The organism is Lacimicrobium alkaliphilum (genome assembly GCF_002591895.1).
Taxonomy (GTDB): Bacteria; Pseudomonadota; Gammaproteobacteria; order Enterobacterales; family Alteromonadaceae; genus Lacimicrobium; species Lacimicrobium alkaliphilum.
The window spans coordinates 120,079-134,720 of record NZ_NISX01000012.1; the positions used below are offsets into that span (position 1 = coordinate 120,079).

Consider the following 14,642-nt stretch of genomic DNA (forward strand, 5'->3'; position numbering starts at 1 on the left):
TTAGTAAATTGCTTTGTAATCAGTGTTTACGATTACATTAATGCACAAGCGGAGAAGCCAATGGCTATCAGGAACATGAACAATCAGACCTCTGCAAAAAGAGGCTTTACCAAAACACTGCTTTGTCTTTCTATTCTCAGCGCTATGGGTACGGGCGTGGCAGCAGCTCAGGATAACGGGCAGTCTTCTGATGCAGAGGACACCGAAGTGATCGAAGTTAGGGGTATTCGTGCCTCAGCAGCGGAGAACCTGGCGATTAAGCGTCTGTCCAATGCTGTCGTTGATGCGATTACCGCAGAAGACATAGGCAAGTTTCCGGATAAGAACGTTGCGGACTCCCTGCAACGTGTTCCCGGTGTGGTGATCCAGCGCAGCGGTGGTGAAGGGGCCACTGTCAGTATCCGTGGCTTATCTTCAGATCTGACATTCACTCAGCTCAATGGCAATTTTATTGCCTCTTCTCCGGGCGAGCCAAGCCGCTCCTTCTCATACGCGCTGTTGCCTTCGACCATGATTCAGAAAGTTGAGGTGTTTAAATCTTCTGAAGCTCGCCTGGATGAAGGTGGCATTGGCGGTACCATCTTACTGCACTCCCGCAAGCCGCTGCAGATGGAAAAAAATTCCGGTATTTTCAACATTGAGGCAACCAACTCGGATATCACCGACAAAAACGAACCTCAGTTCAGCGGCGTGTACTCGTGGAAAAACGATGACGAAGACTTTGGTATGTTACTGGGCTACACCCGGCAGGATCGTACCAACCGCTCGCAAACCTCGCGTATCAATATAATGAACCAGAACTACCTGTACACCGAGAGGGTTGATAATCAGGAAGTTGAAGGTGGGGCCACCGGCTATGCTGCCCAGAGCATGGTTCAGGAAGTATTGGAAGAGGAACGGGAGCGTACCGGCACGCAACTGACGCTGCAGTGGCGGCCCACTGACAATCTTGAAGTGGGGATGAATTATTTCCGCTTCACCTTGGGTCAGGACTCCATCCTAAATCAACTGGAGTACCCGGAGTGGAACAATAATGATCGCTTCTGGACTGACGTCAGAGTCAATGAAGCAGCTAATTTTGTTACCGGTATCGATTATCACGTTGGCGTATCCGGTGAGCAGCAGGTCTCTCCGATTCCCAGGATGAACGGTGAATATAAAATTGAAGAGTCGACGTCCGATACGTTTGATTTCTTTATGGAGTACGAGGGACTTAACTTCAATGCACGGGTTGTAGCTGGTCATACTGAAGCTGAAGGTGGTCCTTCTGAGAAGTATCGGGCGGCTTACTATGCCGGGGAGTCATCATTGTTTTACGGGTATGATTTTTCTGACCGTAAGATGACTACCTATATGGACCCTGAGATGATTAATAATCTGGCCGCAGGTATAGGTGGTGAGGCAGATGCCGGGGCCACAGATTCCAGCTTTGTAACCGGTACTCAGGAAGAGACCTATGCTCAGTTGGATGTGGACTACTTCCTGGATTATGGCATCGTCGACACGCTGCGTTTTGGTGCCAAGTACCGAAAAGGTGAAATTCATCGGGACACCCGTAACAGTTTCTACCTCGACCCGGCTCTGGATATCGAAGCAGAAGAAGCCAGCGGCGGTATCAACCTGGATGATGATTACTCTAAAAATGGCGGCATCCCTGAACTGACCGGACTGATTCGCCCTCAATCACTGGACAACCTGTCTGATGTGATCAATACCAACTTGTTCCCGGCCGTAGACTGGCATAAATATCAGGACTATTTGCTGGACAATTTTGTTCACTACACCCGCATTGAACCTAATTATGTGTACGGGGTAGAGGAAGAAATAGCCGCGGCTTATCTTCAGGCCGACTATTCCTATGAGAATTTTCGCGGTAACTTTGGTGTGCGGGTGGTAAAAACCACAACCACCAGCGGTTCATCAGATAAAGTCAGGTACCGGCTTGACTGGAAAGACAGTGAAGGAAACGAGCTGCCTGAAGATGAGCGCCTCTACGAAGACTTTATCTATATTGAAAAGGAAAACAGCGATACCAAGGTATTGCCCAGCCTGAACCTGGTTTGGGATATCGATAAAAACTGGGTGCTGCGTGCGGCGGCTGCAAAAGTGATGGCCAGACCCGGATATGATGATCTGGGCCAGTTCCAGACACTGACTTACACCTCCAGTGAATACGCTGCCGATCGCTCCAGCGCAGATAACTTCGATCCTGTTGATGATGTTGAAGGCTGGACAGGTTCAGGTGGTAACACTGAATTGCTGCCGTTTGAGTCTACCCAGTTTGATCTGTCACTGGAGTACTACTACGGAAATGGTTCAGGTGCCGGTATTGCATTGTTTAGTAAGGATGTGGACAACTTTGTTGTGCCGCTGATTATTGATGTTACCCGGGATGTACCTGACATGAGTTTCACTCTGCCCAATGCCGGCGATGAAACGATAAATGTCAGCGGTGACAATATTCAGGTGAGGGATTTCTACACCACGGCCAACGGTACCAACGCCACTTCTAAAGGTATGGAAGTTTTTGTTCAGCACTTCTTCGATAATGGTTACGGCATCTACGCCAACTACACCCGCAATAATACCAATCAGGCTGATATTGAACTGAGTGGTGAAAAAGTCGGTGAATCGCCATTGGCCGGCAGCTCTAAATATCAGATGAACTTTTCCGTTTTTTATGAGGATGAGCTGTTTAGTGTTCGGGCTTCCTATAACAAACGGGGTCCTACCGTCGGTGGATATAACGCCTCATGGGAAATGAACTACTACACGGATACCTATGATCAGGTAGATGTGAATGCCAGTTATAACTACAGCGAAAACCTGGTGTTTAATGCCTCGGTAATCAACCTGACCCAGTCAGATACCTATGTTCACCTCGGTGATGACACTAAGGACCGTTTCATCAGGAATTCCTATGGCGGCCGTCGCTTCTATGCAGGCGCAACTTACCGCTTCTAAGTGCACAAACCCAAAGCACTAACAGAAAACGAATTGATAGAGGAATAATAATGAGCAAGCTCAAACTAACAAAACTCTCGGCCGTTGTTGGACTAGCCCTGACGGGTCTTTATGGATGCGGTGGTGCGGACAGCGCGGATCCGGCAGATATTCCGGTGACCCCTAAAACCACTTCTGCGGATCTGGTAGGGCAGGTTACAAAAGGGACCGTCAGTAACGCAGCGGTGAGCGTCACCCAGCTGAATGGTTCAGCCATTTCAATTACCTCTGGTGATCGCACTGATGCCGAAGGGCAAATCAACATGAGTGTTGAAGGCGCAGATGGCTTTGGTATTAACAGTATGGTTAAGCTAGTGGTCACTGCTGATGCTGATTCGAGTATGGTATGTGATGCACCAAGCTGTGGTGACATGGCCATGGGCGATATGATCACCGGTGGCTTACTTTCCGGAACTGAACTGACCTCAATGACCTATCTGAGTGTGCCTTTTGCGACTTCCGCAGATGGCACCGCAGATGCGACTTTCCAGGCCAATGCGCTGACGACAATCGCCACTGCATTGGTTGAAAAAGATGTTGCGGGCGGGCGCAATGTGTCTGTTCGCCAGCTTTATGAACTCGCACTCGAGGACAATTCACTGACAACACTCAAAGCTTTGGGTGTGGATGCGAAACAGAATGTTTTCAGCGGCGATCTGGTCAGCGCGGAAGCCTATGAAAACTTCGTTTCAGGTGAAGACTGTGTGGATCTTGTGGGCGAAGACGGTGAACCCACAGGAGAACAGGAATGCACTGACACGCTGGTTAGTACCGACATTATCAAGCTGTCTCTTGCCAACGCCGCTTTTGCTGACATTGGGCCAGACAGTACGATTAACGCGCGTATCAGCAACACCATCGAAACCATTGGCATAGCACAGGACGGAGATATTACCGTACTGAAACCACTACGCGAGCAAATGCTGGCGACGGTTTCCGCGGTGCCGTTTCTGGATCAGCTTGGAATGGCGGCCGAAGATGTCATTGATCTGGCTTTACCCTTTCTGGAAGAAGAACTGAACACAGGGCCATTGGTAGCGGTATCAACCGATGATGCCACCATTACTGCCAGAAACCAGATTAGCGAGGCTGAAGCCGGACCGAAGGCGTTTGATGGTGATGTAAATACCAAATGGTTAGATCACAATGACTGGAGTGGCGCACCTACCGAGGAAGACCCGTCCTGGGTTCAGGTGGAGTTTGCTGAACCTCAGGCTATAAGTAGCCTGGCTTTAACCAGTGCCAATGATGCGCCAAGCCGCGATCCGGAAAATTTTAACCTGCAGGCCTCTGACGACGGTGAAAACTGGGTAACAGTGGCAGAATTTCTGGGTGAAACCTTTGATGAGCGCTTCGAGCGCAAAGAGTTTAGCTTTGCCAACGGTCTGAAATACAGCCACTACCGTTTAAATATTACCAAGAACAAAGGTGATGACGGATTGATGCAAGTGGCGGAAATTGAATTTTTCGGACCCGTTTACGCAGATGTGGTTCAGCCCGCATCGGAGGCCAGTATTACTGCTCGCGGTGCAATCAGCGATAATGAAGCAGCACCAATGCTGTTCGATGGTGATACACAAACCAAATGGCTGGACAATACTGGCGTGCCTACAGCAGAAGACCCATCGTGGGTTCAGGTGGATTTTGCGACGCCTGTGGCCGTCGGTACCCTGGCGATTACCAGTGCCAATGACGCACCCAGCCGCGATCCGGAGAACTTTAATCTGCAAGGCTCCAATGATGGTGGCGTAACCTGGGTAACATTGGCAAGCTGGCTGGCTGAATCCTTTGATGAGCGTTTTGAACGTCAGTTGTTTAATCTCGATAATGGCCTGGCGTTCAGTAGCTATCGTTTCAATGTCACCAAAAACAAGGGTGACGACAGCATGATGCAGATAGCCGAGCTTGAACTAATCGGTCCACAACTGGCCGATCTTAACCATGCGCTCGATTACACAAACGTTGAGGCCCGCGGTGCTATCAGCGACGCTGAGGCCGGGATTATGGCTTTTGATGACGACAGCCAAACCAAGTGGTTAGACAATACGGCCGTACCAACCGCCGAAGAGCCAGCCTGGGTTGAGGTGTCATTGCCAGAATCGCAGGCGGTGAATCAGGTGGTACTGATCAGTGCCAACGATGCGCCGGACCGTGATCCTGAAAACTTTACCCTGCAGGCCACCAGTGACGGTGAGTACTGGGTAACCCTGGGTGAATGGTTAGGTGTATCCTTCGATGAGCGGTTTGAACGCCAGACCTTCCCGGTCGTCAATTCTCTGGGTTACAGCCAGTATCGGTTCAATATCACTAAAAACAAAGGTGACAGCAACCTGATGCAGATTGCTGAAATTGGTCTGGTGGGTCCACAGTACCAGTCAGTGGTGCTGACTCAAAGTGGTGCAACCTATGTGGAGCGTGCAGCCATCAGTGACAATGAAGCCGGTTCGATGGCCTTTGATGGCGACGCCCAGACTAAATGGCTCGACAATGCTGGCGTGCCAACAGCCGAAGAGCCGTCATGGATTGATATTTCACTGGCTCAGGCCGGAACCGTTAATCAGCTGGCAATGACCAGTGCTAACGATGCACCGAGCCGGGATCCGGAAAACTTCCGTCTGCTGGGCTCCAACGATGGTGAAACGTGGTCGTTGGTTGGCGAGTGGATTGGAGAGTCTTTCGATGAGCGCTTTGAACGTAAGGTTTTCCCCACCACCAATGGTCGTAGCTTTATGTTCTACCGGGTTGAAATCACCAAAAACAAAGGTGACGACAGCCTGATGCAAGTGGCCGAGATCGAGTTAATCGGTCCTCAGCTCTAGCCTCCTGAACGCGGTCAGAAATATATCTGGCCGCGTTTCCCATTCTGAAATAAGGACTGGTGCCCATCCGGACCTGTCTGCACTATGTCAGATTAACTATGATACAGACTGAATTAATAAAACCAGAGCAGAGTATGGGTTCGCAACAACAGGTTCCTTTGTTTATGGGTATCGATGGTGGTGGCAGCCATTGTCGGGTACGAATTGAAGATGCTGGCGGCAACCTGCTCGGCCATGGACGCGGTGGCCCTGCTAACCCGGTCAGTGGCGTAGAGCAGTGCATCGATTCAATACTCAGTGCCACACAACAGGCCCTGAGAATGGCAAAGCTGGATCAACAGTGTATTCATCAACTTGATGTCGGCGCCGGGCTGGCCGGGTTGCACTTACCCGCGATGCACCAAGCGATGCAAGGCTGGCAACATCCTTTTGCGTCGCTCAGCCTGACCACAGATCTGGATGTGGCGGCCTTAGGTGCCCATCAGGGTGAAGACGGTGCGGTGATTATTCTCGGTACCGGTTTCAGTGCACTGGCGCGACACCAGGGACGAACAACCCAGATTGGCGGCTATGGTTTTCCCATCAATGCCACGTGCAGCGGTTCGTGGTTCGGTCTGGAGGCGATTAAAGCCGTTTTGCTGGACGCCGATGGTATCGGACCTGCTACCGGGTTAACCGGTGAATTGCTCGCAGAAATTTCCCCTGTGATGCTGGCACAGCAACTGCAAAACGCGACACCGGGTGAGTTCGCGCGATACGCACCAGGGGTTTTTGCACAGGCCAGCAAGGGTGATGCAGTGAGTCTGCAATTAATCGAACAGGGTGCAGATTTCATTCAGCGGGTTATCGCTAAGCTGCAGGACACCGGTTGTCAGCGTCTGGCCATGCTGGGGGGGATCAGTCCGCATATCCGTCCATGGCTGGATGAGGCCTGTCAGCAGCAAATAACCGCAGCCAAAGCCACAGCTGAACAAGGGGCTGTGCTTTTTGCCCGTCAGCAGTTGACGCAGCATATGGCCCGTATCCAGTAAGTTTCTATCAGGAAAACCAATGACTTCACGAAGACAGTTTCTGAAATTCTCTGCCCTTAGCACTGCAGCCGGCCTGTTAATGCCGAAGCTGGCGCGAGCAAAATCAGTCAACAAGCCCATCGTGGTGTCCACCTGGGAGCATGGCGGTCCGGCTAATGTTGCGGCCTGGAAAATACTCGCGCGCAATGGTCGTGCACTGGATGCGGTGGAAGCCGGCGTCAGGGTGCCGGAGGCCGATCCTGCGGTACGTACCGTTGGCTATGGCGGTTATCCCGATGCCAGCGGCAAGGTGACCCTCGATGCCTGCATTATGGACGAGAACATGAACTGCGGTTCGGTTGCTTATCTGCAGGATATCAGGCATCCGATTTCTGTCGCCCGCCGGGTGATGGAGCACACGCCCCATGTCATGCTGGTGGGAGAGGGAGCGAAACAGTTCGCCCTTGAGCAGGGCTTTAAGGAAGAAAACCTGCTCACCGAACAGTCCAAAGCAGAATGGCAGGCCTGGCTGAAAAGTCGCGAAGTGCAGCATATCAATATCGAGAACCATGACACCATTGGTATGTTGGCACTGGATGGTAACGGCGATTTGTCCGGAGCCTGCACAACCAGTGGCGCTGCCTATAAGATGCCTGGCCGGGTAGGGGATTCGCCCATCATCGGGGCGGGGCTTTATGTCGATAACGAGGTCGGCGCCGCGACCGCGACCGGAATGGGCGAGCTGATGATGAAGACCGTTGGCTGTCATCTGGTGGTGGAACTGATGCGCCAGGGCGCTTCGCCCGAGCAGGCCTGCAAACAGGCGGTATTGCGGATTGCTGATAAGCTCGGTGATTACCAGGCTTTTCAGGTGGGGTTTCTGGCGCTGGATAAGCAGGGGCGCTATGGTGCCTATTGTATTCAGTCCGGGTTTAATTATGCGGTAAAAGATCATCAACAGGACAGTCTGTTTGACGCCAAAAGTCTGCTCAGAGGTAATACATGAGAGCGAGTCTGTTGCTGTATTGCCTTTTTTTTGCGGCTACCGCTGTTGCAGCCGAAATTAAACCCAATGAGCCACCTTTTGCGCTGTCTCTTGAGCAGCTCAGGGTCTGGTCTTCTACCAGTAAACTGGCCTCAGCCGATAATGTCGCCACGGTGCCTGTTGCCCGGCGAATTGATGCACCACTGAATGGCGAACAACGGCAGCTGGATTATCAGGCCAGGGTGCTCTATGCCCCGGATGGTATGAACAATTTTGCAAATTATCTGGATACCCAGTCTCAGTTCAATTTGTACAATTTCACTCAGTGGTCACAGATCCATATTCTCAATTGGTTCGCCGGAACAGCTGACCATACGGTGCAGATTCCTGCCCGGCCCTGGGTCGAAACCGCGCATAGAAACGGGGTTAAGGTGATTGGGTCGGTGTTTCTGGCAGTTGCCCGTTGGGGAGGCAATCCGGATACTGCAGAAGCGTTGCTGGAACAGGATGAACAGGGCCGTTTTATTATGGCTGACAAACTGATTGCAGTAGCACAGCATTACAATTTTGATGGTTGGCTGATTAATCAGGAAACCGATTTGACGGCGGTTAAAGACGCAAATAACAACTTGCTGGAAGGCAAAACCAACCCTCAGCGCGGTCAGGAACTGGCCGCACGATTGCTGGCCTTTATGCAGTACCTGACGGCCAGGGCTCCGCAGGGAATGGAAATTCACTGGTACGATGCCATGGTGGCAAGTGGTGAAGTGAAATGGCAGAACCAACTGAATCAGCACAACAGCCAGTACCTGCAGAGCGATGTGCCGGGTAGTGACGGGATGTTCCTTAACTATTGGTGGAACCGTGAAATGGTGCAGGACAGCCGGGAACAGGCCATATCACTGGGCCGCAGTCCTTATGATGTGTTCACCGGTGTTGATCTCTGGCCCAGCCGCAATGCCCAGCGGGCGTTCAGCCGTACCCAGTGGCTCAACTGGTTGTTTGAAGGTGAGCAAGCGCTTACTTCTGTGGCATTGTTTGCTCCTAATTTTAACTTTAACTTTGGGGGCGAGTCACATACGCCGGCTTTCAGTGATTTTGATACTAATCCCAATGACGAACAGGCCTTTTACCGGGCTCAGTTCAGGCTCTTCGCGGGTGATGACCTTAATCTGGCGGTGAAAGATCAACAGGGCTGGCCCGGGCTGGGTCGTCACCTGCCGGCTAAAAGTACCATTACCAGCCTGCCTTTTATCACCCACTTCAATACCGGCCACGGTAAAAAACGGGTCGTTAAAGGGGAAACACAGGGTGGCCCATGGAGCCATATAGGAAAGCAGGATTTGCTACCGACCTGGCAATTTGCCGTATTTGGCAATCCGGCCCTGGAGCTGGGTTACGATTTTGAACGGGTCTATACCGGTGGTAGCTCTTTGAGAATAACCACCAGGCAAAGTGAACAGCCTGCTCACGCGCCTTTGTATTATACCGGCTTTGTTCTTTCAGCTGATAGCGAGTTGCGGGTCACCTACCGTGGCGAGAGTTCGGGCCTGAAGGTGTATGTTCAGACCGAAGACGGACAGCGACATATGCTGGCCCTGCCCACTGCGGCAAACTGGCAAACTGTAAGCCTGTCTCTGAACAAACAGATGGGCCAGAAGGTAGTGCGAGTGGGCCTGATGCTGGAAGCGGATAGCCCGGTGATCGATGCCAATATTGGCAAGCTGGAAGTTCGCCCATGAATGAACTGGAAATTTGTCTGGATGCGGATGACCTGGATGCACTGGCTGAGCAGATCAGGACTGTCAGAACCGGCGGCGCAGCGAGAATCGAATTATGCGGTGCTATGGCCCAACAGGGGCTGACGCCTGGCGTTGAGGCAATGCAGATTGCCCGTGAGGCATTCGGCGAAGCTCCCGGGTTGCTGGTGATGGTGCGCCCCCGTAGTGGTGATTTTTGCTACCAGCCTCAGCATGTTGCACAGATGAGCCAGACCATTGAGCAGGCTGCTGATGCCGGCGCAGATGGCATTGTGCTCGGGCTGCTGGACAAACATCAGACACTGGATCTGATGCAGTTAGGACCCTTGGTTGAGCAAGCAAAACAAGCACAGATGGCGGTGACCTTTCACCGTGCTTTTGATGCGATTGAGCATTGGCAACCCGCCCTGGACAGCCTGATTGAACTGGGCGTAGACAGGCTGTTAAGTGCGGGCACGCCCTGGGGCAGCGCCGATGGCGTCATGCTCGGTCTGGGGCGGTTGCGTGAGATGGCAAACCGGGCGCAGGGTCACATCGAATTAGTGGTTGGGGGCGGGATAGGCCTGAGTAACCTCAGTGCAATCCGCTCTGGTCTGCCTGTTCGCCAATATCCCATTTCCTTTCACAGCCATTCGGCGGTGTTAACTCAGGGCCGGGTAGATCCGGTCAAGGTAGCAGGTCTGGCCAACCTGCTGGTGTAGTCGTTGTTCGGTGGCCATTGCTTGTCGCCGTTTTTATTATAAAGAGAGTTATGACAATCAATTCCAACTCAAGTCAATTTCAATCCCTCAATGGACCGTGGCAATTCCGCCAGCAAGGCACAGCACAGTGGCTTGCTGCCACCGTGCCGGGCTGTAATTTCACCGATTTGCTGGCGAATCAGCGTATTGATGATCCGTTTTATCGTGACAATGAAACCGGTTTGCAGTGGATTGAGCGCGAGGACTGGCTTTACCAGCGCACGTTTGAGCTGAAGTCAGAACTGACCGGTTGTGATGACATCGAACTGGTGGCCGAAGGTCTGGATACGTTCTGTGACCTTTATCTTAACGGCCACAAGCTGGGGCAGGGTGAGAATATGTTTGTGGCTCAGCGACTGAGTTGTAAGCCCTTTCTCAGGGAAGGTGAAAATGTGCTGGAGATTCATTTCCGCTCACCCATTAATGAAACGATGCCTCGCTACCAGCAGGCGGGGTTTGCTTACCCGGCGGAAAATGACAAGTCGGAAGAAAAACTCAGTGTGTATTGCCGCAAGGCGCCCTGTCATTTTGGCTGGGACTGGGGGCCGCGATTTGTCACCAGTGGCATCTGGAGGGATATCTATCTGCAGGGCGTTCACGCTGCGCAAATTGATGATGTGCAGTTTATCCAGCATCAGCTTAGTGCCGAGCAGGCCAGCTTCAGCATAAATGTTGGGATCCATCGTCTGACCGACCAACCCCTGACGGTGGATGTTCGATGCAGACAAGCCCCTGAACTGAATCAGTGTCTGAGTCTGGATCCTGACGAAGACAACGCCACGCTGGGCTTTTCACTGCAACACCCACAGCGCTGGTGGCCCAATGGTCTGGGTGAGGCTTTTTTATATGACTTTGAACTAAGCCTGAAGCATGGCGATCACGTGGTTGATCAGCACACCCAGAGAATCGGATTACGCACCATTGAGGTGGTCAATCAGCCCGATGAAATGGGCGAGTCCTTCTATCTTAAAGTAAATGGCGAACCGGTGTTTATGAAAGGTGCCAACTATATTCCCGGCGACAGTTTCCTGCATCGTATGACGCCACAGCGCCACCGGGAATATTTTCAGGCAACCAGAAATGCCAATATGAATATGCTCAGGGTATGGGGCGGCGGTATTTATCAGGATGATATCTTTTACCAGCTGGCCGATGAAAACGGTATTCTGATCTGGCAGGACTTTATGTTCGCCTGCACCTTGTATCCGGCAGATGATAAGTTCATTGCCAATGTTACCCGCGAGGCGCAGTACAATATCAAACGGCTGCGCAATCACGCCTGTCTGGCCATGTGGTGTGGCAACAATGAAGTGGATATGGCCATCAAGCATTGGCAGTGGCCAGACAAGTTTGGCTACAGTGACGCGCTTTATACCAGGCTCAAACAAGACTATATCCGTTTGTTTGATCAGTGCCTGCCAGAGCAGGTAGAGGCGCTGGATCCACAGCGTTTTTACATGCGCTCATCACCGATCAGTTTTTGGGAAGAAGACTCCGACCATATTGCCAACCACCACTACTGGGGGGTGTGGCACGGTGAAGAGCCGTTCAGCGAATATCAGAAGCGCGTTCCCCGTTTTATGAGTGAATTTGGATTTCAGTCTTTTCCGATGCCTGCCTCAGTGGCCCGTTATACCGTGCCCGGCGACAGGCAGCTGACATCCCCGGTCATGCAGGTACATCAGAAACATCCCAGAGGAAATAACCTAATTCGTACCTACATGGAGCAGGAGTATAAGGACCCTAAAGATTTTGACAGCCTGCTTTATCTCAGCCAGGTACAACAGGCGCAGGGCCTCAAACTGGCCTTCGAAGCTCACCGCGCCGCCCGCCCATTTTGCATGGGCACTCTATACTGGCAGTTGAATGACACCTGGCCTGCGGCTTCCTGGTCCGGGATTGATTATTATGGCCAGTATAAAGCGTTGCATTATCAGGCCCGGCGTAACTTTGCCCCCTATCTGTTGACGATAACGGAGCAACAGCAACAATTGACCATTACGCTTGTCAGTGATTTGCTCGCCTCTGAACCCGCTCAGTTACGGGTACAATTGCTGGACTTTGACGGACACTGCCATTGGCAAGAGCAGCAGGTACTGGATACGCCGGCAAATACCAGTAAAACATTGATGGAGCTCAGCCGTGGTGAACTGCTTGGTGAACACACCGCTGAAAACAGGGTATTGCATGTGCAGTTGCAGCGCCCCGGTGGTGAACTGCTGGCAACAAACCTGTACTATTTTGTGCCGTTTCACCGACAGGCGCTGAGGCAGGCCAGTGCCAATCTGGACGTTGTCATTCGCGAGGAGCAATTAGAGGTGTGGTTGAATTGCGATCATTTGCTGCGCCAGTGTTATCTGTCTGTGGACGGTGTGGCTGCAAACTTCTCGGATAATTTCTTTGACTTGTTACCCGGCCAACCTGCAAGCGTTTCCCTCGCTTTGCCGGGTAAGAGCCCGGCTGAGATTAAGGAACTGGCTGAGAAAGTGCGTTGTATCTCCCTTGCTGACAGTTATCAGGAGCCGCGGCAATGAACTTAAGCAGTATCGATCTGGCAGTGATTGCCGGCTATTTACTCGGCACTCTGGCGTTGGGACTGTATATTTCCCGCCTTGCCAGCAAAGATATGGGCGCCTACTTTCTGGCCGGTAAAAAAATTCCCTGGTGGGCGCTGGGTGTCTCTAACGCCTCCGGCATGTTCGATATTGCCGGTACCATGTGGCTGGTTTCCATGTGCTTTGTGTACGGGCTGAAAAGCGCCTGGCTGCCCTGGGTCTGGCCGATCTTCAATCAGATTTTTCTGATGGTCTATTTGTCCATCTGGTTGCGGCGCTCCAATGTGATGACCGGTGCCGAGTGGTTGCAGACCCGTTTTGGTACAGGCAAAGGGGCAGAGCTTTGTCAGTTGGTGGTAGTGATCTTCGCCCTGGTCAGTGCCATCGGCTTTATCGCCTATGCGTTTAAGGGCATTGGTAAATTTGCCGCCATCTTCTTCCCCTGGGAAATTTCGCCTGATCTCTATGCCCTGATGATTTTTACCGTTACCACCTTGTATGTGATTAAAGGCGGCATGTATTCGGTGGTGTTCACTGAGGTATTGCAGTTTGTGATTATGACCATCGCAGCATTGGCGGTGGGTGTAATTGCCATTAACCTGGTGACCCCTGAGCAGATTACACATGCGACTCCCCCGGGTTGGGATCAGTTATTCTTCGGCTGGCAGCTGGATCTGAACTGGCAAGGCCTGATAGACAGTGTAAACACGAAAATCCAGCAGGATGGTTTTGAACTCTTCGGCCTGATGGTGATGATGATGCTGTTCAAAGGCGTACTGTTCAGTATGGCAGGACCGGTACCCAATTATGATATGCAGCGTATTCTGGCAACCCGCTCCCCCAAAGAAGCGGCCAAGATGAGCGGTCTGGTGTCACTGGTGATGTTCTTCCCCCGTTATATGATGGTGGCGGGCTTGTCGGTGCTGGCGCTGGTATATATGGGGCCTGAGATCCATGCTCAGGGTGAAGGCTTCGATTTTGAACAGATCCTGCCCTATGCAATTAATAACTTTGTACCGGTGGGACTCACCGGGTTACTTATTGCAGGCCTGTTGGCAGCCTTTATGTCGACATTGGCGGCGGCGCTGAATGCCGCACCGGTGTATTTTGTTAATGACATTTATAAGAAGTATTTCCGTCCCGATGCAGACAAGCGCACCTATGTGCGGGTCAGCTATCTGGTTTCTCTGTTGCTGGTGCTGATCGGTGTCGGACTGGGGCTGATGCTCAGCACCATCAACGAGATTATGCAGTGGATTTTTGGTGCGCTGTTTGGCGGTTATGCGGCGGCTAACCTGCTGAAATGGCATTGGTGGCGCTTCAATGCTTATGGTTACTTCTGGGGCATGATGGCAGGCCTGATCTCATCTTTGATCCTGCCGCTGCTGCTGCCTGGTGTACATCCGTTATTTGCCTTCCCGATACTGTTGCTGCTCAGCCTGTTTGGCTCTGTAGCCGGTACCTTAATGACCGCACCGGAATCACCAGAGGTGTTGTGCCGCTTCTATGCTCAGGTACGCCCCTGGGGATTCTGGGGCCCTGTACGTCAGAAGGTGTTGGCCGAAAGCCCACAGCTGGCAGAGGACATTCACGGCGCCAGAGACCTGGTCAATGTGGCAATCGGTATCATCTGGCAACTGAGCCTGGTGATCATGCCCATTTATCTGGTGATCCAGCAATGGTACGGCGTGCTGAGCGCTTTTGTGGTGGCCGCGCTGACGTCCTGGATCCTGAAAAAGAATTGGTTTGATAAGTTAAAAGAAGAGTAAT

The 14,642-nt window shown here is 52.0% G+C and carries 8 protein-coding genes; all 8 read left to right on the forward strand.

All coding sequences use genetic code 11. From position 1 onward, the window contains the following. Positions 1-75 precede the first annotated feature (75 nt). Positions 76-2,964, forward strand: a complete 2,889-nt coding sequence (locus CDA54_RS12615) for a TonB-dependent receptor (protein ID WP_099035378.1) — start codon at positions 76-78, stop codon at positions 2,962-2,964. A 50-nt stretch (positions 2,965-3,014) separates the two neighbouring features. Further along, a complete protein-coding gene (locus CDA54_RS12620; protein ID WP_099035379.1) occupies positions 3,015-5,822 on the forward strand; it encodes a discoidin domain-containing protein in 2,808 nt (935 codons plus the stop codon). Positions 5,823-5,956: 134 nt separating this feature from the next. Continuing rightward, the gene (locus CDA54_RS12625) at positions 5,957-6,853 is read left to right on the forward strand and encodes a glucosamine kinase nucleotide-binding domain-containing protein (RefSeq protein WP_229748154.1); all 897 of its coding nucleotides are present in this window, start codon (positions 5,957-5,959) and stop codon (positions 6,851-6,853) included. A 19-nt stretch (positions 6,854-6,872) separates the two neighbouring features. Then, positions 6,873-7,838 carry a glycosylasparaginase gene (locus CDA54_RS12630; RefSeq protein WP_099035381.1) on the forward strand — a complete coding sequence of 322 codons (966 nt, stop codon included), beginning with the start codon at positions 6,873-6,875 and terminating at the stop codon, positions 7,836-7,838. Then, positions 7,835-9,559: an endo-beta-N-acetylglucosaminidase gene (locus CDA54_RS12635; protein ID WP_099035382.1), complete on the forward strand. Its 1,725-nt coding sequence runs from the start codon at positions 7,835-7,837 to the stop codon at positions 9,557-9,559. The genes CDA54_RS12630 and CDA54_RS12635 overlap by 4 nt, the downstream gene beginning before the upstream one ends. After that, positions 9,556-10,278, forward strand: coding sequence for a copper homeostasis protein CutC (locus tag CDA54_RS12640; protein WP_099035383.1), 723 nt, complete (start codon positions 9,556-9,558; stop codon positions 10,276-10,278). The genes CDA54_RS12635 and CDA54_RS12640 overlap by 4 nt, the downstream gene beginning before the upstream one ends. Positions 10,279-10,328: 50 nt before the next feature. Next, a complete protein-coding gene (locus CDA54_RS12645) occupies positions 10,329-12,851 on the forward strand; it encodes a beta-mannosidase (protein WP_099035384.1) in 2,523 nt (840 codons plus the stop codon). Then, positions 12,848-14,641, forward strand: coding sequence for a sodium:solute symporter family protein (locus CDA54_RS12650; protein ID WP_099035385.1), 1,794 nt, complete (start codon positions 12,848-12,850; stop codon positions 14,639-14,641). Before CDA54_RS12645 ends, CDA54_RS12650 begins: the two co-directional genes overlap by 4 nt. Position 14,642 lies beyond the last annotated feature (1 nt).